Origin of the sequence: Streptomyces fractus, assembly GCF_049844455.1 — a bacterium.
GTDB classification, from domain to species: domain Bacteria; phylum Actinomycetota; class Actinomycetes; order Streptomycetales; family Streptomycetaceae; genus Streptomyces; species Streptomyces fractus.
Genome location: NZ_JBMYHI010000002.1, coordinates 8869883 through 8891800 on the forward strand (window position 1 = coordinate 8869883; position 21918 = coordinate 8891800).

Here is a 21918-nt window from a genome sequence, read left to right on the forward strand (position 1 = left end):
CAACGGTGGCCCTCAGAAGGTGCCTTCGCATGGACTTGTCCGACGTGGTGGGAGCCGACGCCGCTCTGGCCCACCTCGGTGTCCTGATCAGGAGATTGCCCGCCGTTCACGGCGTGGCCCGTCACAGTCCTGGCCCGGAGTGACTCTCACCCAGACCGACGCCGGCCGTCAGCGGCCGAACCGTTGGTCCCCGGAGGGAAAGGCACCCGACCACCGTGACGATCGTCGCGCACAGCCACCCGTACGTCATCGGCGTAGACACCCACGCCCGCAACCATGTCCTGGTCGTCCTGGCCGCCCCGACCGGCGAACTGCTCGATACGGCCGAGTTTCCCACCAGCAGATCCGGCATGACCCGGGCGGTTGCCTGGGCCGCTCGCCGCACCGGCGGCGACCTCACCGCACTATGGGTCATGGAATGCATCGCGACCTACGGCGCTCAGTTCGCCCGCACCGTCGCCGACGCCGGCTACCAGGTCATCGAAGCACCTCGGATGGGGGTACATCGCGGCAAGGGCAAGTCCGACCCGATCGACGCACGGCGCATGGCCGAGGCCGCGCTCCCGCTCGAGGAGCACGAGCTGCGCCACCCTCGCGCCGACGAGGGAGAACGCGCCGCGTTACGCGTTCTGGTGACTGCCAGAGACCAGATGACTGACGAGCGGACCGCGCACGTCAACGCGCTGAACGCATTGGTCCGGGCCGTGGACCTCGGCATCGATGGGCGTCGGGCACTAAACGGTCGGCAAATTCTCGAAATCTCCCGCTGGCGCACCCGCGAAGAGCCTGTCGCAGCGATGGCTGCTCGGGCGGAAGCCATGCGCCTGGCCAAGCGCATCGTCGCCCTCGACGAGGAACTGAGCGCCAACGTGAAGTCGATGACAGCGTTGGTGCGGGCAACGCCGGCCGCGGGGCTGCTGGACAAACCCGGGATCGGGCCCGTCACCGCAGCTGTCGTGATGACGGCCTGGTCCCACCACGGGCGGGTGCGTTCCGAAGCCGCCTTCGCCTGCCTGGCCGGCGTGAACCCGATCCCTGCCTCCTCGGGGAACACCGTGCGCCACCGACTCAACCGCGGTGGAGACAGACGCCTGAACCGAGCCCTGCACATGGCCACAGTCAGCCGCATGATCCACGACTCCGACACCCGCGCATACGTCGAACGCCGGACCGCTGAAGGCCGCACCAGCAAGGAGATTCGGCGGAGCCTAAAGCGCTATCTCGCACGCCAGATCTACCGCCATCTCAACAGAGCCGACAGCCCACCCCCATCGACTTGCGCATCATAGGAGAGTCCATGCGACGTCGGGCGGTTCGAAGAAGGACCGCCGCTGGGAGGAGGGTTCCACGGCCTGGCGGCACACGTACGTCCACGCCGGTCAGCGGCGCAGCCTGTACTACCTGACCTACTCGGCCAACAACTTCGAGAACCAGTACTACGGGGTGGGCTACGCCGTCGCGGACCATCCGCTGGGCCCGTGGCGCAAGTACCCGGACAACCCGGTGCTCTCGCAGAATCCCGACGCCGGGATGTACTCCACCGGCCACGGCAGCCTGACCTCCTCACCGGACGGCAGCGAGCTGTACTACGTGCACCACGGCCGCACATCGCCCACGTCACCCGACCGTGCCGTCTACACCGAGCGGCTGCGTATCGACGACCACCGGGTGGACGCCGCCGGCCACCCGCTGCTCTCCATCGACCAGTCCACCGGCGACGAACCCGTGCCCGCCGGAACCGCGCCGTTCACGCTCACCGCCGGACCGGCCGCGGTGCGCGTGGGCGGGACGGCCGACGTCGCCTGTACGGTGCGCAGCGCCGCGGGCGCCGCGTTCGACCTGTCGGCGCCGGAGAACCGGGTACGGGCCGAACTGCGCCCGGCCGGCCCGGCGTCCGTACGCGTCGAGGACGGCACGGTGACGCTCCACGGGCTGCGCAGGGGCGCGGCACGGCTGACCCTTGTGTACCAGCGGCGCCGGGCGGACGGGTCGTACCGCGACGTGCACCAGACGCGCCACGGGGCACGGCCGGAGGCGGTGACGGTGACGGTGCCGGTCGTGGTGCGGTGAGGTCGACAGGACTCTCTGTGTGATGTGTCCGGCGGCGGATGCGGGCGTCCCCGAGCGAGTCAGGCGGGCGCGGGTGACCGGTCGCGGTCGGCCGCGTACTCGTGGATCCAGGCGAGGTGGCGCTCCCAGACGTCGGGCGCGCCGAGCCGCCCGTTGCGCGCATCGGCGCGGGCGCCGTCGGGAAGGTGAAGGACGTCGGCGGTCGTGATCGAGGCCACCTGCACCTTGCGCGTGCGCTCCAGGCGCCGCTCCTGGTAGCGCAGCCGCGCCGGTTCCCAGTCCTCGCCGGCGGCGAGTGCGTCGGTCAGGCAGTCGGTGAGCACGATCGCGTCCTCGATCGACTGGTTGGCGCCCTGGCCGTGGTGGGGTACGAGCGCATGCGCGGCGTCCCCGAGCAGGGTGACGCGTCCCTTGCTCCACCGGTGCAGGGGCGGCCGGTGGAAGAGTCCCCAACGATTCCCGGCCGGCACCGAGTTGATCATCTGGAGGACGGCGGGGTGCCAGCCCTCGAAAGCCGCGGTATGCTCTCCGGGAGCGCCGGGCGCGAGCCAGGCCTGTTCGGGCCATGGCCCCTCAAGTCGCTTGACCAGCAGGAAGTTCTGCTCGCCGCTCCCGATCGGGTAGTGGAGCAGGTGACCGCCCGGCCCCATCCAGAACTGGATCGCCTCGGGGTCCGGGAGAAGATCCAGATGCTGAGGCCCCACGATGCCGCGCCAGCCGTAACAGCCCGAGAAGCGGGCATCGTCGTAGCCGACGACTTCACGGCGCAGCAACGACTTCGCGCCGTCGGCGCCGATGACCAGGTCGGCCTCCGCGCGGTCCCCGTCGGCGAAGTGCAGGACCGCCGCCGTGGCACCGCTGTCGTCGATGCGTACGAGGCGCTTCCCCAGGTGGAGGCCGACACCGCCGAGGGCGCCCGCGAGGAGCTGCTGGATGTCGGCGCGATGGATGCCGTAGTACGGAGCCCCGCACCGCGCCCGGTAGGCCTCGCGCGAGAGCACCCTGCCGATCACGCGCCCGTCCCGGCCGTCACGGAAGACCAACCCGTCGACGTCGGCGGACTTCTCCGCCAGCCCCGCGCCGATGCCGGTCCGGTCGCGGAGGAAGCGGGTCGCGTTCGCCGACAGCGCCACCGCCGCGCCCACCTCCCGCAATTCCTCGGCCTGTTCGTACACCTGCGGTTCAAGGCCCTGTCTGCGCAGCTCGACGGCGAGGGTCAGTCCTCCGATTCCCGCGCCCACGATGGCGATCCTGCGCCCTGAGTTCACACCCGTCATGCTCGACTCCGCTCGCTCTGTCGGTCGGTCGCTCTGTCCATCGGTCGGTCGGTGCGACGCTAGGCCGGGTGCGCGGCGGCCGGCATCGGCCCGCAGTGGCAACCTCCACCACCGCGTTCCGACAGTCTGTCGGAGCGTGTCTACCAACCTCATCGGTAGTGCTCCGCCGTTCACGGCGGAGGTGAAACCGATCTGGTGACAGTGGTGCGGAGTGCCGCAGCGGTGGGTTGTTTCAAGTGCCGACGCGGAGCGTCAAGGGTGGTGTTCCGGCGGAGCCGGACTTTTACCGGGTCAGGTGGGACGCTGCTGCTGTCGGATGTACTGCTTGACCACGGGGAGAGGTGCGCCGCCGCAGGAGGCGGCGAAGTAGGAGCCGGACCAGAAGCGTCCGCCCCACAGGTGGCGGCGCACGTGGGGTTCGAACTCCTGGCGCAGGCGGCGCGAGGAGACGCCCTTGAGGGAGTTGACCAGTTTCGACAGGGCGACCTTCGGCGGGTAGTGGACGAGCAGGTGGACGTGGTCGTGCTCGCCGTTGAACTCGCGCAGTTCGACCTCGAAGTCCGCGCAGACCTCCCGCATGATCTCCTCGCAGCGCTCCAGCATGGCCTCGGTGAACGCGTCATGACGGTATTTGGTGACAAACACCAAGTGTGCGTGAAGGTTGTAGACCACGTGACGACCGGTTCTGACATCACTGTTATGGGTCCAGCGGGGTGACATAAACCAATGCTGGCGTCCGTCCTTGTGAAGCGACAGGAGAGTCAACCGGGTCTGGTGGAGCGGAAGTTCGGGCACCGCGCCCGCCTCGCGCTCGACCCGGCCCAGGCGGCGTTCCTGGACGCGCAGGGGCACGCGGCGCGCACGATGTGGAATCTGCTGCACGACTGGTGGACGATGCTGCCGAAGGCGCAGCGGACCCTGGCCGCGGCCGACGCGGCCATCCGGCAGGGCCGGGCGGATCTTGACTGGCTGGGTGTGCTGCCCGCGCAGGCTTCCCAGGCGGTCCTCAAGACGTACTTTCAGGCGTGGAAGAACTGCTGGGAGGGCAGGGCCTGCGCGCCGGCGTTCAAGGCGCGTTTCCGCACGAAGGTGAGCATCGACATCCCGCAGGGCCGCGACCTGAACGTGCAGCGTGTCCACCGGCGTTGGGGGATGGTCAACCTTCCCAAGGTCGGCCGCGTGCGCTTCCGCTGGACCAAGGACCTCCCGGTCGGGAAACGGGCGGACAGTCAGCACCGCATCACCGGCGCCCGTCTGGTCAAGGACGCGCTGGGCTGGCACATCGCCTTCCGCATCACCACCCAGGTCCCCGAGCCCGCCGCCCATCGGGGTCCTGAGGTCGGCATCGACGCCGGGATCACCGTCCCCCTGGCCCTGTCCGACGGCGAGACCGTCGACCACGGCGAGTGGCTCAGCAAGCAGGAACAGGCCCGCCTGCTGCACTACGAGCAGCGGGCCGCGCGCCGCAAGGCGCACCGCACGAAGGGCGAGCGCACCAGCCATCGCCTGCAGCACACCTATGACCAGATCGCTCGTCTCCGCGCGACAGCCAAGCGCCGACGCGACGACTGGCAGCACCAGGCCACCACCGCGATCGCGAACACGTACGGCACGGTGGTCGTCGAAGCACTCCGGATCACGAACATGACCCGCTCCGCCAAGGGCAGCGCCGAACAGCCCGGCCGCAACGTTGCCCAGAAGGCCGGGCTCAACCGGTCCATCCTGGGCGAGGCATGGGGACGCACCGTCGAACTCCTGGCCTACAAGGTCGCCGACCGTGGCGGCACCCTGGCCGAGGTCCCCGCCCAGGGCACCTCCCTGGAGTGCTCGGCCTGCCACACCGTCACCGAGGGCAGCCGCCGCAGTCAGGCGGAGTTCGTGTGCAACAACCCCGCCTGCGGCTGGGAAGGCAACGCCGACCACAACGCCGCACGCACCGTGCTTCACCGATACCGGACGGGCCACGCGCTCGTCCCGGCTGCCGGAAGGGCAGTCGTCAGGCGTGCCACCAGCGGCGTCAAACCCACCACCGCAAGGTAGGCAGGAATCTCCCGGATTCATCCGGGAGAGCACTTCAAGATGCGTCCATGCAGCGGACACCCGACCTGGACGACGCGGTCCAGGACCTTTCCGAGGCCGTCGGGCGGCGGCTCATCGTCCTCGACGAGACGATGCGGGTGGTCGGCTACTCCATGCACGAGAGCGACACCGACCGCCGACGTCTTTCGCACGTCCTGGCACACAGCGACGCGTGGGAACTGCCGCGAACAGCCACTCATGCGTACCGCGTCGAGCCCGTCCCGGCGCTCGGCGAGTGCCTCTTCCTACGACTCGCCGACCGGAACCACCGGATCACCGGCCACTTGGTTCTCGTACTCGGCACGGAGCGCGTACCGGCCGATGTGCTCGACACGCTGCTCGCGGCCGGCCCGTCACTCGGTGACCTGTTGGCGCTGCGCGGCCTGCGCGCCGAGCGGGAGCTCGCGCGCTCGCGGAGTCTGACCGTCGACCTGATCACCGGTGGCCCGGAGCGGCGGGCGGCCGCCGCCGAGGCGCTCGTGTCCGAGCGGATCCTCAGCGCGTCGGGACAATACTGCCCGGTCGTGCTCGGCACCGACCCGCGCACCGCGTCACCCCGCGACGGTGAACGGGCGGCCCTGGCCGTCACGGTGACGCTCAGGTTCGTGGCCGAGGCCTCGACCGCCTCCGCGGCCGGTGCGCCGCTGCCCGGCGGGCTGGGAGTCCTGCTCTTCCCGCGGCCGGTCGTCCAGCACCGGCTGACCCGCATACTCGAACAGCCGCAGGTCGCGGGCGTACGCGCCGGCATAGGCCCACTGGTCGAACTCCCCGACGTCCACCGCTCCTTCGAGCGCGCACGGCTCGCCTGGCGGGCCTCCTGCTTCGTACCGGGGGACCACGCGACCGTCACCGACTGGGAACAGGTGGGCCTCGACGGCACGCTCGCGCGGTTGCCGCTGGAGACACTCGACGTCGACGACCTTCCACCATCGGTCCACCGCCTGCTCACCGCGGGTCTCAGCCGTGACCTCCTGAGGACGCTCGACTGCTACCTCGACCGGGGCGGCGACGCCCAGCAGACCGCTCGGGCGCTCAACATCCACCGCTCGACGCTGTACTACCGGCTCGACAAGATCCGCGCCGCCGTCGGGGACGACCTCGGAGGCGACCTCGGCGACGGCCGACTGCGCCGCGAGCTCCACACGGGCCTGCGGATCGCCCAACTCGCCGGTCTCGGGCCGTGGGGTGGCTCGTAGCGTGCGATCACGGCCTTTTCAGCGGGGGAGAAAGTGCCGCGACCGGTCGACCGGCATCGCCGCACGCCCGCCGGGACGATGAGTTTGCCCGCCGCCCGAAGTCTTCCCCTCGACATTCCCGCCCTGCCGGGGTCGAGAAGCGGAGATGCGGAGGCCGCACATGAGCAATCCGATTCGGCTGTACATGTCGATGTCGCTCGACGGCTACGTCGCCGGTCCGGACGACCGGCCGGGCCAGGAGCTCGGGCGCGCCGGTGGACGCCTCTTCAACTGGCTCGACGACCGGGAATCCGACGGTCCCAGCGGACAGGTCTACCGCGAGGCGCTGGCGACCGGCGCGGTCATCTCCGGCCGTCGGACCTTCGAACTCGCGGGGCGTTGGAAGGGCGACCACCATGACGGTGTACCGATCTTCGTCCTCACCCACCAGGTCGATGACGGGGACGTGCCACCCGGGCACGCGCGATTCGTCACCGACGTCGACGACTGCGCCCGCCAGGCCCGCGCCGCCGCCGGCGACCGGCCGGTCATGGTCCATGGGGCGGGCGCCGCCCAAGCGCTCCTGCGGGCCGGGCACATCGACGAGATGGAGATCCACCTGGTTCAGGTGCTCCTCGGCGAGGGCCGACGGCTGTTCGACCACCTCGGCGGCGACCACATCGAACTCGACCTCGTCCGACGGCTCGACGACCGAGACGTCACACACCTGCGCTACCGGGTGCGCCGCCCCGGAGAGGCCGCGTGAAGACGCTCTTCGTCTCCTACCGCGTCACTGACCTGGACCGCTCGCTCGGCTTCTACACCGCCCTCGGCTACGTCGAACTGGGCAGGGTCCAGGGCACCGGATTCGACCACCTCGCGATCCAGGTGGACACGCTGGCCGCCACCCTGGAGCCTGGCCCGGTCCAATACCCGGGAGGCCCGCGCGGCCCGAAGACGTCGTGGCTCACCGACCCGGACGGCTACCGGATCGAGTTGGTGGAGTGGCCGCCCGGACACCCCGGCGGCATCACCGCCGCGGACTTCTCCTGAGTGAACCGGTTGAACGGCCCGGTGGAACGGTCAGGTGAGGACGGACCCACATCACCCGCTTGCACGGGATTACGTAAGTACGTAATCTCGGCGCATGGATCTGGAAGAGCGGGTCGCCGAGCTCGAGCGACGCATGGCGGGCCTGGAGAATGCGGGCGCTCCCGCGTCGGCCGTGGGCGAGGGTGACTTCTGGGCCCTCGACGCCCTGAAGGAGCGTCACCCGGTGACGCGGGACGCGGACGGCGCCGTCCTGTTCACCGGAGCGGTGCGCGTGCCGACGGGGCATCGCTATGAGTGGCAGTCCGGTTCGCTCACCGAGCCGCTGTTCGACAGCGACTGGTCGGACACGGCCGAGTCGTTCGCCGCGCTCGGCAACCCCGTGCGGCTGAGGCTGCTGAGGGAGATTCTGGGCGGCTTGCGCACCGCGGCCGAACTCGCCGCCCTCGAGGACATCGGCACGACCGGCCAGATCTACCACCACCTGCGCCAACTGACCGGAGCGGGCTGGCTCCACACTCCGGAGCGCGGCCGCTACGAGGTGCCCGCGGGCCGCGTGGTGCCGCTGCTCGTGGTGCTCGCCGCCGCGCGCCCCGCGACTTGACCACTTGCCGTACGTACGAGGGGGAATCATGTCGGCGGACCGACGCAAGATCGCTGCCAGGATCCAGCACGCACTGTGGCTGATCTTCTTTGCCCAGATCGTCATCAGATTCTTCGTGGAACTGCCGTACAACTACTGGGTGAGCTGGCTGCCGGCGGTCGGTGCGATCGCGATCAGCCTGGTGGCGTCGCGCTCCGCCGCCAGGCGAATCGAGACCCGGGCCCCGGCGCCGGTCTGGGTCGCGCCCCCGGTCACCGGCCGCTGGTCGGCCCTCAACAGCCCCGCCGACAAGGTGCCGAGCCACGGAACGCACCACCTCGCCCAGACCTACGCCATCGACATCGTGGCCGAACCGGGGGAGGGGCCCGCGCGTCCCGCCCCCGTCTGGTTCTGGCCCGTCGCCCACCGCAATCGGGACTACCCCGCCTTCGGCGCCTCCCTGCATGCGGTGGCGGACGCCACCGTCGCGCACGCGGAGGACGGCCAGCGCGACCACCTGAGTCGTAGCTCCCTTGCGGGAGTTCTGTACTTCTGGCTCGTTGAGGGTGTCTGCCGGACGCTCGGAGGGAGCCGCCGCGTCGTGGGCAACCACATCGTCCTCGACCTGGGCGAGGGGACGTACGCCCTGTACGCGCATGTCCAGCGCGGCTCGCTCGCGGTCCGGGCGGGCGACAAGGTCGTCGCCGGACAGGTGCTCGGCCGCTGCGGAAACTCCGGCAACTCCACCCAGCCGCACGTGCACTTCCAGCTGATGGACGGGCCGGACCTGGACACGGCGCGCGGAGTGCCCTTCAGCTGGCACGACGTCGGAGTGCCCGCCGCCGGTGAGGCGTTCGCCGTCGGCGAGGAGGGCCGCGGCGCGTGTGCGGTGTCAACTGCGTGGTAACCGGCGGTACATGGAACCTGAATCCCGCACGCGGCGGCACTCGTGGGGTCGGCGGCTGATCCGCGCCTTCGTCATGGCGGTCGGTTTCGTCTGCATGGTGGCGTTCGCCGTCGCGCTGGCGAAGGCCACTCTCGTCCCTTCGCCCAGCTCGGAATCGCTGACGCACACCAACCTGCACCCCGGCAGTTCGATTCGCCTGTACTTCGACCAGCCCGACTGGCGCGACACGATCAAGCAGGTCGGCGGCAACGTAGTTCTCGGAGTGCCGTTCGGAGTCCTGCTGCCGGTGCTCTTCCCGCGCACCCGGGGCTTCGTGCGGGTGGTGCTCATGACGGCGCTCGTGATGCTGACCGTCGAGGTCGCCCAGGGGCTCCTGGTCGAGGGCCGGGCGTTCGACATCGATGACGTGATCCTGAACGCGGCGGGCGCGTTCTTCGGGTACCTGTTCATCGGTCGCAGGCTCGGCCGGGCGTTGCACCCGCGCCGTCACCACTGGTGGCGTCCGCGCGCCGAAGGGGCCGGCGAGGAGGCGGTCGGCAAGCCGGGTGGCCGGAGCCGGCCGGGTCGGCGGCCCCGGCCCGCGCCGTCTCAGGATGCTTGAGGGGGCGCGGGACGGCGGCGGTCAGTGCGTCGAGGCCTGTTCCTTGGCGTAGCGGTACAGGTCCTGGGACGTGTCGATGAGTTCCTTCTGTTCCGCCGCCGAGCCGACCATCGGCTGGGAGCCGTTGAGCGGCAACTGGGCGCTCTCCGGCAGGAACTTGACGGTCACCAGGCCGATGACCCCGGCCGCCATCAGGTAGTAGGCGGGCATCAACTTGTTGCCGGTCCCGTTCACCAGCGCCTCCGTCACCAGCGGGGTGGTGCCTCCGAACGCCGCCACGGCGAAGTTGAAGCCGATGCCCATCGCCCCGTACCGCACCGCCGTCGGGAACAGCGCGGGCAGCGTGGCGGCGCTCGGCGCGGCGAAGCACGCGAGGAGCGTCGAAAGGATCAGCACGCCGAAGATGGGCGGCCAGGTGCCCTCCGCCTTGATGAGGAGGAAGGAGGGTACGGCGAGGAGGATCATGGCGATGGCCCCGCCCGCGTACAGGGGGCGCCTGCCGATGTGGTCGCTGAGGCGTCCGAGGAAGGTGATGAGAACGACGATCCACACCATGCCGATCAGGACGAGGATGTCCGCTGAACTGCTGGAGCGGTCGAGCGTTTCCGTCTGGTAGGTCGGCAGATAGCCGGTGACCATGTAGTTCGTGACGTTGTAGAGCAGGACGATGCCCATGCACACCAGCAGGGGGCGCCAGTGGTTGCGGACGATGGTCTTGAACTCGCTGCCCACCGAGTCCTGGGCGAGGTGCTTCTCGTGTTCGTCGAGCTGCTGCTGGAACGCGGGGGACTCCTCTAGCTTCAGCCGCATGTACAGGCCGATGACACCCAGCGGCCCCGCCACCAGGAACGGCAGCCGCCAGCCCCAGGACAGCATCTGGTCGTCCGTGAGCGCCAGGTTCAACACGGTGACCAGCGCGGAGCCGAGGGCGTAGCCGACGAAGGTGCCGAAGTCGAGCCAGCTGGACAGGAAGCCACGCCGTCGGTCCGGCGAGTACTCGGCGACGAAGGTGGTGGCGCCGCCGTACTCGCCACCGGTCGAGAAGCCCTGCACCATTCGGGCGATCAGCAGAAGGATCGGAGCGGCGATACCGATCGTCTCGAAGCTCGGGATGAGGCCGATCGAGAACGTTCCGGCCGCCATCATGATCATGGTGGTGGCGAGTACCTTCTGCCGCCCGATGCGGTCACCGAGCGGGCCGAACACCAGGCCGCCGAGCGGTCGCACCACGAACGCGGCAGCAAATGTTGCGAACGACGAGATCAGCTGGGCGCCCGGGGAGGCGCCGGGGAAGAAGACCTTGCCGATGGTGGCGGCGAGATAGCTGTAGACGCCGAAGTCGAACCACTCCATGCAGTTGCCGAGTGCCGACGCGCCGACAGCCCGCTTGAGCAGGGGTTTCTCGACTACCTGGACGTCCTGCTTGCGATAGGCCCGTTTGGTGCGTCGCAGCCGGCGGGCCAGTTCCTCCCGTACATGCTGGGGCATGCCCGCGACGGTCTCCGGCATACGCCTGCGGCCTCTGGTGGGCGGGCCGTCCGAAGGTGTGTGGGCCACGTGCCGATGCCGCCTTCCCTGTCGTCCTCATCTCTTCTCGTCAGGCCGAGTCTCCGCACATTGATCACTCGGCGCACCTCGAGGACGACTTCCCGGCGATGGCTTCGGCACACCATTCCGTGACGTTTCCGGCTCAGCAGCTCAGGTTCGCGCCCGGGTCACCCTGGCGTCGAGAGGGGTGGGGGCGCGGCGCCGCGGGCCGTGGTGGGCCGGAGCCCGCCGTGGGGGGAAGACCCGCGGCGCCGCCGTACCGGGGCGCTCGCTCAGCCGCCGACGTTCACGTCGATGCAGGCGTAGAAGGCGTTCGTCGTGTCGGCGATGTTCCAGACGGCCAGCACCTTTTGACGGCCTGTCAGTGAACCGAAGTCCACCTGGTGGCTGACCGTGGCGCCCGGCTTCGCACCGTTGTCGTTGAACTCGGCGATCTCCTGGCCGCCGGCGAAGTACTGCCACGTGCTGGTGGCGTGCTGCGCCGTCAGCTTCCATTCGAAGGTGGCGTTGCGGGATACCGGAGTGGCGACCCAGCCCTTGGAGTCGTCGTCGAGCTCGGCGAACCGACTGTTCCCGCCGCTGCAGCTCGTCAGCCCCTTGGGGCCTTCGACGCTCTGCGGTTCGTAGGTGATGTCACCGCAGGACACGGTGCCTGCCGCACACTGCGCCTGCCGGCTGGGCGGAGTGGAGATGTAGCCGTGCGCACTCGCCGAACCGGCGGGAAGGCTGACGGCGATGACCGGGGCCAGGGCCGCGCCGATGAGCGCGGCGGTCTTCCTTCTGGCGTTCATGCGTACTCCTTCACTTCAGGTCTTCCCGGGGCGTGCGTGAAGTGGGGGCGCACGCTCGGGCCGGCCTCTCGAGGGTGGGGCCAAGAGGCGCGAAGGTGGGGGCAGGAGGGAGTTCACCCGACGCGGGGCGTGGGTGAACTCCTGAACTCCCTTGTGCTGAACGGCCGTTGCTTGGACTAGACCATACAAGTGGTCGTGAGCGTGTCAAGGTGCCCGCGGGGAATCGGTGTCCCAGGGGGTCGCTGAGGCGCACACACGTGTGCCCCCGGATCAGAGGATCCGGGGGCACACGTGGTGGTGCGGGTTTCAGAGTCCCATGGAGGCCCTGAACTCCTCGAACGAGACCTTTCGGTCGCCGTCGGTGTCGATGGTGTCGATGAGGTCCTGCGCGGCCTCCGCGGTGACACCCGTGTCACCGAGCTCAGCGACGACCTTCCGGTACTCCTCGGCCGTCAACTGCCCGTCCCCGTCGACGTCGTACCGGTCGAAGACCTTCCGCGCCGCGGCTGCCATGTCGACCACTTGATCCCCATTTCCTTGCTGTTTCAAGACCGCCCCCACTCTAGGGCCTGCCCTGAAGGGGGATTACGGCGAAGGTGTCCGGCAGCGGCAGGCGCATCCACGGGGGCCACGGCGGCAGGCGATGCGGGAAATCCCCGACGACGCACCGGGATTCCCGGGATGGCCGGGTGAGTTGGGCGTGGATAGCCTCGGATCTCGTCGCTCCGCTTGCTGGCCAGCTCCATCTCGTACCGGGCACCACCCGACCCCGATGAGGCGCCGTTCCATGACCGAGCAATCACAGCTGCCCGAACCTGACGTCGAAGCCGGACCGCGGATGTCCGAGCGGTGCAAGGCCTACATCGTCGGCATCTGCACGGCCGCGTACGTCCTGTCTTTCGTGGATCGACAGGCGCTGGCGCTGATGATCGAGCCCATCAAGCGCGATCTCAGCCTGACGGACACGCAGTTCAGTCTGTTGAGCGGGCTCGCCTTCTCCGTCCTGTACTCGGTGATGGGGCTGCCCATCGCGGCGCTCGCCGACCGCCGTTCGCGCCCCGTGATCATCTCCATCGGCATCGCGCTGTGGAGCCTCGCCACCGCGCTCTCCGGGCTGAGCAAGGGGTTCGCCCACATGTTCCTGGCCCGGGTCGGGGTGGGGGTCGGCGAGGCGTCGCTCACCCCGTCCGCGTACTCGATGTTCAGCGACATGTTCCCGAGGAGCAGGCTGGGCCGGGCCGCCGGGATGTACTCGCTGGGCTCGTTCATCGGTGGCAGCGCCGCGTTCTTCATCGGCGGGTACGTCATCGGGCTGCTCAAGGACGTCGACCGGGTGTCCCTGCCGCTCGTGGGCGACGTGCACGCCTGGCAGTTGACGTTCTTCATCATTGGTCTGCCCGGACTGCTCGTCGCGCTGGTGTTCCTGCTGACGGTCCGGGACCCGGTGCGGCGCGGGCTGGCACGGGATTCCGCGGGGGCCGTGCGCAAGGTGGCCATCCGCGATGTGTTCACCTTCCTGCGCAGCCATGCGCGCACGTTTTTCTGCCACTACGCGGGCTTCTCCTGCTACGCGATGGTGCTGCTCGGCCTCATGGCGTGGGTGCCGGCCTTCTACATGCGCACGTTCGGGCTGAGTGCGACCGAGGTCGGCTACGTGTTGGGTGGTGTGGTGCTGCTGGCCAACGGTTCCGGAGTGCTGTTCGGCGGGTGGCTCGTCGACCGGCTCACCCGGCTCGGGCACCCGGACGGGGCGATGCGTGCCGGGGTCATCGGGGCGAGCGGCATGCTCGTCCCGGTCGTCGTCTTCCCTCAAGTCCGGCCGCTGTGGCTGTCGTTGACGCTGCTCGCGGTCACCATGTTCTTCGCCTCGTTCCCGATGCCCGCGTCCACCGCCGCGATGCAGGTGCTCAGCCCGAACCAGATGCGCGCCCAGGTGTCCGCCGTCTTCCTGCTCATCTCGAACCTGGCCGCCGTGGGCCTCGGGACGACGCTGGTCGCGCTGGTCACCGACGAGCTGCTCGGATCGAGCCGGCGCATCGGTACGTCCCTCTCCCTCGTGTACGGCGTCGCCTCGGTCGGCAGCATCGTCCTGCTGTGGCGCGGCTGCGCACACTTCCGCCAGAGCCTCGCGCGCGAGGAGCGGCTCGCCGACCGGACACCGGACAGCGCGCTTCGTACGCTCAACTGAAGGGAACGGAAGCACACATGGACATCACCATCCTCGGCGGCGGGCACGGATGCTTCGCCGCGGCGGCGGAACTCGCGGAGAACGGACACACCGTGCGCTGGTGGCGGCGGGACACCAACGCTTTGCACGCGCTGCGCGATCTCGGCGCCGTCCGCGTCCGCGACCATCGCGGCAGCAGGAACGTACCGGTGAGCGACACCGCACGCCCCGGGGCGATCCATCCGGTCGCGGACCTCGCGCAGGCCCTACGCGGCGCGCGACTCGTCGTCGTACCGCTGCCGGCCACCGCGCACCAGGACCTGGCGGCCAAGGTCGCACCGCTGCTCCAAGGCGGCCAGGTGGTGTTCCTGCCGCCGGGCACCTTCGGCTCGGTGCTCTTCGCGAAGGCGATGGCCGAGGCGGGCAACACGGCGGACGTCGCGTTCGCCGAGACCGGCACGCTGCCCTATCTGGCGCGTACGCACGGACCGTCCGAGGTGGTCGTGAGCGGGTACGCGACGCGCCTGCCCACCGGCGTCCTCCCGGCCCGCTCGTCCGACGCCGCGTTCCGCGTCCTGCGGGAGGCCTATCCGTCGGTCGAGCCGGTCGAGGACTGCCTCAGCGGCGCGCTCATGAACGCGGGACCGGTGATCCATCCGCCGCTGATCCTCATGAACGCGGGTCCGCTGGAGCACAGTTCGTCCTGGGACATCCACAACGAAGGGACCCAGCCGTCGATCCGCAGGGTCACCGACGCGCTGGACGCCGAACGGATCGCGGTCCGCGAGGCGCTCGGGTACGCGGCCCCGCACTTCCCGCTCGCCGACCACTACGCGACGGACGGCGACGAGTGGATGTACGGCCGCGCCGCCCACGAACGGCTCACGGACAGCGGCGACTGGCGGGAGAGGATCGACCTGCTGGACCACCGGTACATGCTGGAGGACACCCGCCTCGGCCTGTCGTTCCTCGTGTCCGTGGGGCGCTGGGCCGACGTCCCGACCCCGGTCGCGCAGGGCCTGTTGAGCGTCGCGTCAGCCGTCACGGGCAGGGACCTGTACGCCGAGGGCCGCACCCTTGACTCCCTCGGTCTGGCCCGGCTCTCCCGCCCCGAACTGGCCAAACTGCTGCACGAAGGGTTGCCGACATGACGGACACGGAACGACGTACCGACGCGGTGGTGGTGGTCGGCGCCGGCCGCATGGGGCAGGGCATCGCACGCGCCTTCCTCGCCGCGGGCATGGATGTCACCCTCGCGGACGTCAAGGAGACGGACGAGGACCGGGCGCGGTACCGGAAGGCGGCCGAGCAGCAGGTCCTGGAACGCCTGCGCCCCTCCGGGGCCGACACCGGCCGGGCGCCCCGACTCGTCGTCTGCGACCGCGAATCCGCGCAAGCCCAACTCGCCGACGCGGATGTGGTGTTCGAGGCCGTGCCCGAGGTCATCGAGGTCAAGCGGGCCGTCCTGTCGTGGGTCGACACGCACACGGCGCGTGACGCGGTCATCGCGTCGACGACCTCGACCTTCCTCGTCACCGAGATCGCCGACCTGGTCGACGACCCGAGCCGCGTCCTGAACGCGCACTGGCTGAACCCCGCCGACCTCATGCCGCTCGTCGAGGTCAGCCGCAGCGAGGCCACCGACCCCGCGCAGGTGGAGCGGACGACTGGGCTGCTCCGGTGGATCGGCAAGATACCGGTCGTGTGCGGTCCCGCGGCCGGCTACATCGTGCCCCGCCTCCAGGCCCTCGTCATGAACGAGGCCGCCCGCATGGTCGAGGAGGGCGTCGCGACGGCCACCGACATCGACCTGGCCGTACGCGCGGGCCTCGGCACACGCTTCTCCGTGCTGGGACCGCTGGAGTTCATCGACTGGGGCGGCGGCGACATCCTCTACTACGCCTCCCGCTACCTGACCGACCGGCTCGGCGACCGGTTCCGCGCGCCGGCCCTGGTCGAGGAGAACATGACGTCGCGCCGCCGCGGTCTCCAGGACCACACCGGCTTCTACGAGTACGACCCCGAGACCGTCGCCGCGTACCAGGCGGGCCGCATGCGGGAGTTCGAGGACCTGCTGAGGCTTCGCGGGTCCGAACTCCGCGCGGACCCCGTCCTGTCGGAGCGTCCGGCTCCGCCTCCGGACGACGACCGGTGAGCGGGGGCCGCTGAGGGGGCGATAGGTTGGTGTCCCATGGAACTTTGGGGAGCACGCCTCTACGGGAACCCTTGCCGGGACTGCGCGTTCGACTGGTCGCTGACGCCACAAGAAGCGATCGCGCAGGTCGGGGACGTGCCGGCGCGGTACGCGGCACTGGTGAAGGGGCGCCGGGGCGACGAGCGGCATCCGGAGCTCGACTGGAACGCGGCGGCTTACGTCAGCCACGTCACCGACAACCTGCGCAACTGGGCCGAGCGGCTCGCCGCGGCGAGACTGACCGGTGCGCGCCAGGTACCCGGCTACGACCAGGACCTTCTCGCCCGGGCCCGCCACTACAACGACATTCCCCTCGCCGGGGCCCTGTGGTCACTCCAGCGGGCGGCCGACGCCTGGGTGGACTCGGTGTCCGCCGCGCTGGAGGCGAACGTCGTGCTGGAGCATGCCCAGCGTGGGGTGCAGCGGGCCGAGGACGTGGCCCGCAACAACGCCCACGATGCCGCTCATCACGCCTGGGACATCGACCGGATACTGTCCTACGTCGATGGCTCGGCCGCCTTCACGGTCCCTGGTGTGTCGTCCACGTAGTGCCGCCGGATGTGACCGCGAACCCCGTGACGCCGGGGAGCTGCTCCAGCCACTCCTTGGCGTCAACTCCCCGTGCGTACGCGGCCGTTGCGAGGACGTCCGCTTCGGTGAGGGAGTCGCAGACCACGGTGAGCGACGCCAGGGTAGTGGCGGCCGGCTCCCCGGTGTGCGGGTCGACGATGTGGCAGCCGCGTTCGGCCGGGCCCGAGGTGGCGATCGCGAGCGGGCCCGCCGCGGACCCGACGTGCGCGACGATCCTGCCGGGCAGCAGCGGATGGCTGATCCCGACGCGCCAGGGGCCGCCGTGCAGCTGGATGTCACCGCCACCGTTGAGGCAGATGTCGTCGGCGCCGGCCTCCCGCAGGAGGCGTACCGCCCGCTCCACCGCCCAGCCCTTGACCAGGCCGCTGGGATCGAAGTCTCCCGAATGGCGGGCGGAGAACCAGCCGTCGGTGCGTCGACGGGCGTCCTCGCACAGGGTGCGGACCTCGCTCAGCTCGTCCTGCCACGCCACGGGTACGGGCTCGCCACGCCGGACCCGGCACACCGCGCTGTCCTCGCGGAACGGGGAGAAGACCGCGTCGACGTGGTGAAGCAGGGCTTCGGCCTCGTCGAGTGCGCGCGTGATCACAGGTGTCGGTGTGCCACGCACGGTGCACGAGAAGACCGTGCCCATGGTGTGCACCACCCGGTGGAGTGTGTCGGCTTCAGGCATGGGCCTGGTCCAGCGCGCTCTGCAGGGAGTTGATGTATCCCTCGCTGGTGTAGGTGGCTCCGGACACCGCGTCGATGCGGGCGTTCTGGGCGTCGAGCGTCTCTTGCACGAGAGTGGGTATCGCGGACCCGTTGATCTGCCGGCTGCGGGGATCGCCGCTCGGCTGTCGCACGGCGCGGGCGGCCGTGATCTTCGAGCCGTCGAGCGTCAACTGCACCTGGACGGGGCCGTACCGGGTCTGGACGGTGGACCCGGTGACCGTGACGGTGTGCGAACCGGAGGAACCGTTCGTGGAGGGGGCCGAGGCGGACGGGGTGACCGCCCGGGCCGCGTGGTGCGGCTTGAGGGACAGGGCGAGGACCGGCACGGTGACGGTGGCCACGCAGGTCAGGACCGTGCGGCGGACGGAATGGGCGCGCATGCGGGGCTCACAGTTCGAAGGACTCGTAGTGGATGCGCGCGGCGGGGACCCCGGCGGCGCGCAGGGCGTCGTAGGCGGCGAGCGACATGCCGCGCGGGCCGCACACGTACGCGTCGTGCCGGGCGATGTCCGGCAGCAGGGCCCGCAGCCCGTCGGCGGTGATCGCGGTGCGAGCGCCGTCCGGGCCGTTGAGGGCATACACGAGACGGGCCCGGCGCTGCGCGGCGATGGCCTCCAGTTCGCCGCGCAGCGCCAACTCCTCGGCGGTACGCGCCCGGTAGAGCAGGGTCAGGTCACCGGCCGACGCGGGCAAGGTCTCGAACAGCGTGCGCAGCGGTGTGATGCCGGTGCCGCCCGCGATCAGCAGCACCTTGCCGCGGCGGCGCCGGCCTGCGGTCAGCGCCCCGTAGGGGCCCTCCGCCCAGACGCGGGTGCCGCGCCGCAGCGTGGTGACGGCCCCGCTGTGGTCGCCGAGCGCCTTGACCGTGATCCGCAGGAAGTCGTTGCGCGGCACGGCCGACAGCGAGTACGGATGGCAGGCGCTCCACAGGCCGGGGGAGAGGAAGCGCCAGCGCAGGAACTGTCCCGGCTCGGCGCCCAGCCGATCGAGACGGTGGCCGCGCAGCCACACCGAGTGGACGCCGGGTGCCTCGCGTACGACGGCCTCCACGCGGAGCCGGTGCCGCAGATTGAGCCGCAGAGGTGCCAGCAGACGGAACCACGCGACGAGGCAGGCCGCCGATATGTAGAGCGCGTACCAGGCCGCACGGGCCGCCGCGCTGCCCACGAAGTCGGCGCCGAGGGCCAGTTGGTGCCAGAACGCCAGGAACACGGCGGCGTAGGTGAGCAGATGCAGGTAGTACCAGGTCTCGTAGCGCATCCGGCGGCGTACCGCCCGCACCGATGAGTAGCCGACGACGAGCAGGATCACGGCGCCTGCCGTGCCCTTCAGCATCTCCGGCAGGTCGAACACGATCGTGCCGAGTTCCCGCACAGGATTCAGGTGGGCCTGTGCGGCGTAGCCGAGCGTGATCAGCACGATGTGGGTCAGCAGGAGACCGATCGTCCAGCGTCCGGCCGAGGCGTGCCAGCGGGCGGTGCGATCGCTGCCGACCCCCTTCTCCAGCCACGGCACCCGGGCCATCAGCGCGACCAGCAGGGCGCACATGTACCCGCACAGCAGCCCGGTGATCCGGCCCGCGCCGGTCAGCCAGCCCGATTGGCCGATGACCGGGCCCGTGTCGTGCCACCACAGGGCGAGCACGGACAGTCCGCCCGCCCAGGCGGCCACGAGCAGCGGCACGGCCGGGGAGCGGCGTCGACGCGAGTCGGTCGGCCGGTGCCGCACCGGCGGCGGGCTGTGGGTGGCGGTGGCCATGGGCGGCTCCTCACGAGCGGTGGGCTGCCCACTGTGGTGCGGGAACCTCTGAGCACGCTCTGAACGGGGAACCTGAGCGGCAGGCTCAAAGGAAACTCAGAGGGAACCGAGAGATGCTGGAGCGGCCATGACCTCACGCCCAGCGGCCCTGACCCGCCCCGACGGAACTCCCGTGCGCGTCCTCGTCGTCGACGACGAACCCGACCTCGCGGAGGTCGTCTCCGGCGCCCTGCGCTACGAGGGCTGGGAGGTGCGCACGGCGGCCGACGCCCGGGCCGCCGTGCGCGAGGCCCAGGACTTCCGCCCCGACGCCGTCGTCCTCGACATCATGCTCCCCGACCGGACAGGCCTCTCCGTGCTGCGCGACCTGCGCGCCGTCCAGCCCCACGTGTGCGTGCTGTTCCTCACCGCACGCGACACCGTCGAGGACCGCATCGCCGGGCTCACGGCAGGCGGCGACGACTACGTGACGAAGCCGTTCAGCCTCGGCGAACTGGTCGCGCGGCTGCGCGGACTGCTGCGCCGCGCGGGGATGACCCGGGAGCGGGCCACCGCCTCTCTGCTGGTCGTCGGCGACCTGGAGATGGACGAGGACGCGCACGAGGTCACCCGCGGCGGCGCCCCCGTCGACCTGTCGCCGACCGAGTTCCAGCTGCTGCGCTGCCTGATGCGGCACCCGCGCCGCGTCCTGAGCAAGCCGCAACTGCTCGACCTCGTGTGGTCCTACGACTTCGGGGGCCAGGCGCACGTGGTGGAGCTGTACATCTCGTATCTGCGCAAGAAGGTCGACGCGGGGCGCGAACCCATGATTCATACGGTGCGGGGAGCGGGCTACGTCCTGAAGCCGGCGGACGGCCGGTGAGGTACCCGAGGCTGCACACCCTGCGGGCCAGGTTCACGGCGGGGCTCCTGGTGCTGCTGGCCGTCGGCTCCGCCGCCGTGGGCCTCGCCGCGGTCCTCGAACTCGGCGGCTTCCTCACGGACCGCCTCGACCAGCAGCTGACCGACACCGGCAGCGCCTTCCCCGCGAGCCTGGAACACCCGGCGTCCGGCCATGACGACCACGACGGCGACGAGTACGGCGACACCCGCAGACAGGCGACCGGGACCCTCGGGGTCCGCCTGGTCGACGGGTCCGTCACCAGCGCCGCCGTGGTCCGCCAGGGAAGCGACGCGAGCGACATGGTCAGCGTCGACCTCGACACGGGCGACGAACGGGCGCTGGCCGACGTCCCCGTCGACGGGCGCGGCCACAGCGTGGACCTGTCCTCGATCGACGACTACCGGGTGATGGCCTGGTCGGGCCGGGACGGAGACGTTCTGCTCACCGGCCTCCCGCTGGAGCCCGTGGAGGCGGCGGTGCACCGACTCGAGTTCGTCGCCGGCGGTGTCTTCGGCCTGGTCCTCATCGGGGCGGGCGTCGCGGGCGGGCTCTGGGTGCGCTGGTCGCTCCGCCCGCTCAGCCGCATCGCCTCCACCGCGACGCACATCAGTGAGCTCCCGCTGGCCAGTGGCGAGGTGGCCCTGCCCGCGCGGGCACCGGACACCCGGCCGCGCAGCACCGAGGTCGACCAGGTCACCCTCGCGTTCAACCGCATGCTGGGCCACGTCGAGAACGCGCTCACCGAACGTCAGCGCAGCGAGGAGCGGCTGCGGACCTTCTCCGCCGACGCCAGCCACGAACTGCGCACCCCGGTGGCCTCCGTGCGCGGCCACGCGGAACTCGCCCTCCTCCACCGGGGGCCCGTCCCGCCCGAAGTGACCCACGCGCTGGAGCGCATCGCCGCGCAGTCGGGCCGGATGGGCGCCATGGTCGACGACCTGCTGCTGCTCGCACGCCTCGAAGCGGGACGCCCCTTGGAGCGCGGGGCGGTGGACCTGACCCGCCTCGTCCTGGACGCCGTCACCGACGCCCGGGCGGCCGGGCCCGACCACCGCTGGCTGCTGGACCTCCCCGAGGAGCCCGTCACGGTGCCCGGGGACGCCCACCGGCTCCAGCAGATCCTCGCCAACCTGCTCACCAACGCCCGCCGGCACACACCGCCCGGCACACAGGTCACCGCCGGCCTGCACCTCGGCGACGACACCGTCGAACTCACCGTCCGTGACGACGGGCCCGGCATCCCCGCCGACCTGCGCCCCCACCTCTTCGAACGGTTCGTGCACGGCGAAGGACCGCGCGACGACGCCGCGGGCACGGGCCTGGGGCTGTCCATCGTCGCGGCGGTCGCGGCCGCACACGACGGGTCGGTCGCGGTGCGGAGCGAGCCGGGCGGAACCGCCTTCGCGGTGCGGCTCCCGCGACGCGCCCGCGAACACGGACCCGGCTGAGGTGTGCCCTCCGCTTCGAGAAGTGTGGTGCCCGGGGTGTGAAGGGTGGGGCGATTGATCCGCGGGGCCGCACGGGGACGGG

23 protein-coding genes are annotated in these 21918 nt (G+C 70.6%); 15 read left to right on the top strand and 8 right to left on the bottom strand.

Features of this window, described 5'->3' with window-relative positions; all coding sequences use genetic code 11:
* Positions 1-215 precede the first annotated feature (215 nt).
* Together ACP4E5_RS42385 and ACP4E5_RS42390 are read left to right on the top strand one after the other, a co-directional pair.
* Positions 216-1289, top strand: coding sequence for an IS110 family RNA-guided transposase (locus ACP4E5_RS42385; RefSeq protein ID WP_425824813.1), 1074 nt, complete (start codon positions 216-218; stop codon positions 1287-1289).
* The gene (locus ACP4E5_RS42390) at positions 1243-2070 is read left to right on the top strand and encodes a family 43 glycosylhydrolase (RefSeq protein WP_425842085.1); all 828 of its coding nucleotides are present in this window, start codon (positions 1243-1245) and stop codon (positions 2068-2070) included. Before ACP4E5_RS42385 ends, ACP4E5_RS42390 begins: the two co-directional genes overlap by 47 nt.
* Before the next feature lie 59 nt (positions 2071-2129).
* On the opposite strand, the gene ACP4E5_RS42395 is transcribed toward ACP4E5_RS42390, so the two are convergent.
* Complete coding sequence (locus ACP4E5_RS42395) at positions 2130-3347, bottom strand: FAD-dependent monooxygenase (protein WP_425839365.1); 1218 nt, start codon at positions 3345-3347, stop codon at positions 2130-2132.
* 291 nt (positions 3348-3638) lie between these two features.
* Complete coding sequence (tnpA, locus tag ACP4E5_RS42400) at positions 3639-4067, bottom strand: IS200/IS605 family transposase (RefSeq protein ID WP_425839368.1); 429 nt, start codon at positions 4065-4067, stop codon at positions 3639-3641.
* A gap of 54 nt (positions 4068-4121) precedes the next feature.
* Between tnpA and ACP4E5_RS42405 the strand changes: the two genes are divergently transcribed.
* From ACP4E5_RS42405 to ACP4E5_RS42435, 7 genes are all read left to right on the top strand, one after another.
* On the top strand, positions 4122-5387 hold the full coding sequence (locus ACP4E5_RS42405) for an RNA-guided endonuclease InsQ/TnpB family protein (protein ID WP_425839370.1): 1266 nt from the start codon (positions 4122-4124) through the stop codon (positions 5385-5387).
* Between the two features lie 47 nt (positions 5388-5434).
* Entirely contained in the window at positions 5435-6622 is a 1188-nt protein-coding gene (locus ACP4E5_RS42410; RefSeq protein WP_425839373.1) for a PucR family transcriptional regulator, read from the top strand.
* A gap of 160 nt (positions 6623-6782) precedes the next feature.
* Positions 6783-7367 (top strand): dihydrofolate reductase family protein, encoded by a 585-nt coding sequence (locus ACP4E5_RS42415; protein ID WP_425839376.1) that lies wholly within the window; start codon positions 6783-6785, stop codon positions 7365-7367.
* Positions 7364-7654, top strand: coding sequence for a VOC family protein (locus ACP4E5_RS42420; protein ID WP_425839378.1), 291 nt, complete (start codon positions 7364-7366; stop codon positions 7652-7654). The genes ACP4E5_RS42415 and ACP4E5_RS42420 overlap by 4 nt, the downstream gene beginning before the upstream one ends.
* A 94-nt stretch (positions 7655-7748) precedes the next feature.
* Complete coding sequence (locus tag ACP4E5_RS42425; protein WP_425839380.1) at positions 7749-8255, top strand: ArsR/SmtB family transcription factor; 507 nt, start codon at positions 7749-7751, stop codon at positions 8253-8255.
* A 28-nt stretch (positions 8256-8283) separates the two neighbouring features.
* Positions 8284-9141, top strand: coding sequence for a M23 family metallopeptidase (locus ACP4E5_RS42430; protein WP_425839383.1), 858 nt, complete (start codon positions 8284-8286; stop codon positions 9139-9141).
* A gap of 73 nt (positions 9142-9214) precedes the next feature.
* The gene (locus ACP4E5_RS42435) at positions 9215-9742 is read left to right on the top strand and encodes a VanZ family protein (RefSeq protein WP_425842088.1); all 528 of its coding nucleotides are present in this window, start codon (positions 9215-9217) and stop codon (positions 9740-9742) included.
* 21 nt (positions 9743-9763) lie between these two features.
* Here the strand turns inward: ACP4E5_RS42435 and ACP4E5_RS42440 are convergent, their stop codons facing one another.
* The 3 genes from ACP4E5_RS42440 to ACP4E5_RS42450 form a co-directional block, all read right to left on the bottom strand.
* Complete coding sequence (locus ACP4E5_RS42440) at positions 9764-11230, bottom strand: MFS transporter (protein ID WP_425839386.1); 1467 nt, start codon at positions 11228-11230, stop codon at positions 9764-9766.
* 332 nt (positions 11231-11562) lie between these two features.
* Positions 11563-12081, bottom strand: a complete 519-nt coding sequence (locus tag ACP4E5_RS42445; protein ID WP_425839389.1) for a lytic polysaccharide monooxygenase auxiliary activity family 9 protein — start codon at positions 12079-12081, stop codon at positions 11563-11565.
* A gap of 306 nt (positions 12082-12387) precedes the next feature.
* Entirely contained in the window at positions 12388-12594 is a 207-nt protein-coding gene (locus ACP4E5_RS42450; RefSeq protein WP_425842091.1) for an EF-hand domain-containing protein, read from the bottom strand.
* Between the two features lie 274 nt (positions 12595-12868).
* On the opposite strand from ACP4E5_RS42450, the gene ACP4E5_RS42455 reads away from it, so the two are divergent.
* Genes ACP4E5_RS42455 through ACP4E5_RS42470 form a run of 4 tightly spaced genes read left to right on the top strand, consistent with a single transcriptional unit; the run spans position 12869 to position 16991 of the window.
* Complete coding sequence (locus ACP4E5_RS42455; RefSeq protein WP_425839392.1) at positions 12869-14269, top strand: spinster family MFS transporter; 1401 nt, start codon at positions 12869-12871, stop codon at positions 14267-14269.
* A gap of 17 nt (positions 14270-14286) precedes the next feature.
* A complete protein-coding gene (locus ACP4E5_RS42460) occupies positions 14287-15399 on the top strand; it encodes an NAD/NADP-dependent octopine/nopaline dehydrogenase family protein (RefSeq protein ID WP_425839395.1) in 1113 nt (370 codons plus the stop codon).
* Complete coding sequence (locus ACP4E5_RS42465; RefSeq protein ID WP_425839397.1) at positions 15396-16403, top strand: 3-hydroxyacyl-CoA dehydrogenase NAD-binding domain-containing protein; 1008 nt, start codon at positions 15396-15398, stop codon at positions 16401-16403. Before ACP4E5_RS42460 ends, ACP4E5_RS42465 begins: the two co-directional genes overlap by 4 nt.
* 36 nt (positions 16404-16439) lie before the next feature.
* Positions 16440-16991, top strand: a complete 552-nt coding sequence (locus ACP4E5_RS42470; protein ID WP_425839400.1) for a hypothetical protein — start codon at positions 16440-16442, stop codon at positions 16989-16991.
* Here ACP4E5_RS42470 and ACP4E5_RS42475 read toward each other — a convergent pair.
* The 3 genes from ACP4E5_RS42475 to ACP4E5_RS42485 are packed head-to-tail and all read right to left on the bottom strand — an operon-like array spanning position 16963 to position 19505.
* Positions 16963-17706: an FAD:protein FMN transferase gene (locus ACP4E5_RS42475; RefSeq protein WP_425839403.1), complete on the bottom strand. Its 744-nt coding sequence runs from the start codon at positions 17704-17706 to the stop codon at positions 16963-16965. The genes ACP4E5_RS42470 and ACP4E5_RS42475 overlap by 29 nt on opposite strands.
* Entirely contained in the window at positions 17699-18127 is a 429-nt protein-coding gene (locus ACP4E5_RS42480) for an FMN-binding protein (RefSeq protein ID WP_425839406.1), read from the bottom strand. Before ACP4E5_RS42480 ends, ACP4E5_RS42475 begins: the two co-directional genes overlap by 8 nt.
* 7 nt (positions 18128-18134) lie before the next feature.
* Positions 18135-19505: a ferredoxin reductase family protein gene (locus ACP4E5_RS42485; RefSeq protein WP_425839408.1), complete on the bottom strand. Its 1371-nt coding sequence runs from the start codon at positions 19503-19505 to the stop codon at positions 18135-18137.
* Positions 19506-19632: 127 nt separating this feature from the next.
* Between ACP4E5_RS42485 and ACP4E5_RS42490 the strand changes: the two genes are divergently transcribed.
* Both ACP4E5_RS42490 and ACP4E5_RS42495 read left to right on the top strand, forming a co-directional pair.
* Positions 19633-20367: a response regulator transcription factor gene (locus tag ACP4E5_RS42490; protein ID WP_425839411.1), complete on the top strand. Its 735-nt coding sequence runs from the start codon at positions 19633-19635 to the stop codon at positions 20365-20367.
* Positions 20364-21836 (top strand): sensor histidine kinase, encoded by a 1473-nt coding sequence (locus ACP4E5_RS42495; RefSeq protein WP_425839414.1) that lies wholly within the window; start codon positions 20364-20366, stop codon positions 21834-21836. Before ACP4E5_RS42490 ends, ACP4E5_RS42495 begins: the two co-directional genes overlap by 4 nt.
* Positions 21837-21918: the final 82 nt, after the last annotated feature.

Coding starts and splice junctions, on each gene's coding strand:
- ACP4E5_RS42430 (WP_425839383.1), top strand. CDS start 8,284: ATGTCGGCGGACCGACGCAAGATCGCTGCCAGGATCCAGCACGCACTG.
- ACP4E5_RS42490 (WP_425839411.1), top strand. CDS start 19,633: ATGACCTCACGCCCAGCGGCCCTGACCCGCCCCGACGGAACTCCCGTG.
- ACP4E5_RS42425 (WP_425839380.1), top strand. CDS start 7,749: ATGGATCTGGAAGAGCGGGTCGCCGAGCTCGAGCGACGCATGGCGGGC.
- ACP4E5_RS42415 (WP_425839376.1), top strand. CDS start 6,783: ATGAGCAATCCGATTCGGCTGTACATGTCGATGTCGCTCGACGGCTAC.
- ACP4E5_RS42440 (WP_425839386.1), bottom strand. CDS start 11,230: ATGCCCCAGCATGTACGGGAGGAACTGGCCCGCCGGCTGCGACGCACC.
- ACP4E5_RS42470 (WP_425839400.1), top strand. CDS start 16,440: ATGGAACTTTGGGGAGCACGCCTCTACGGGAACCCTTGCCGGGACTGC.
- ACP4E5_RS42455 (WP_425839392.1), top strand. CDS start 12,869: ATGACCGAGCAATCACAGCTGCCCGAACCTGACGTCGAAGCCGGACCG.
- ACP4E5_RS42445 (WP_425839389.1), bottom strand. CDS start 12,081: ATGAACGCCAGAAGGAAGACCGCCGCGCTCATCGGCGCGGCCCTGGCC.
- tnpA (WP_425839368.1), bottom strand. CDS start 4,067: ATGTCACCCCGCTGGACCCATAACAGTGATGTCAGAACCGGTCGTCAC.
- ACP4E5_RS42480 (WP_425839406.1), bottom strand. CDS start 18,127: ATGCGCGCCCATTCCGTCCGCCGCACGGTCCTGACCTGCGTGGCCACC.
- ACP4E5_RS42450 (WP_425842091.1), bottom strand. CDS start 12,594: ATGGCAGCCGCGGCGCGGAAGGTCTTCGACCGGTACGACGTCGACGGG.
- ACP4E5_RS42460 (WP_425839395.1), top strand. CDS start 14,287: ATGGACATCACCATCCTCGGCGGCGGGCACGGATGCTTCGCCGCGGCG.
- ACP4E5_RS42465 (WP_425839397.1), top strand. CDS start 15,396: ATGACGGACACGGAACGACGTACCGACGCGGTGGTGGTGGTCGGCGCC.
- ACP4E5_RS42475 (WP_425839403.1), bottom strand. CDS start 17,706: ATGCCTGAAGCCGACACACTCCACCGGGTGGTGCACACCATGGGCACG.
- ACP4E5_RS42435 (WP_425842088.1), top strand. CDS start 9,215: ATGGCGGTCGGTTTCGTCTGCATGGTGGCGTTCGCCGTCGCGCTGGCG.
- ACP4E5_RS42410 (WP_425839373.1), top strand. CDS start 5,435: ATGCAGCGGACACCCGACCTGGACGACGCGGTCCAGGACCTTTCCGAG.
- ACP4E5_RS42485 (WP_425839408.1), bottom strand. CDS start 19,505: ATGGCCACCGCCACCCACAGCCCGCCGCCGGTGCGGCACCGGCCGACC.
- ACP4E5_RS42395 (WP_425839365.1), bottom strand. CDS start 3,347: ATGACGGGTGTGAACTCAGGGCGCAGGATCGCCATCGTGGGCGCGGGA.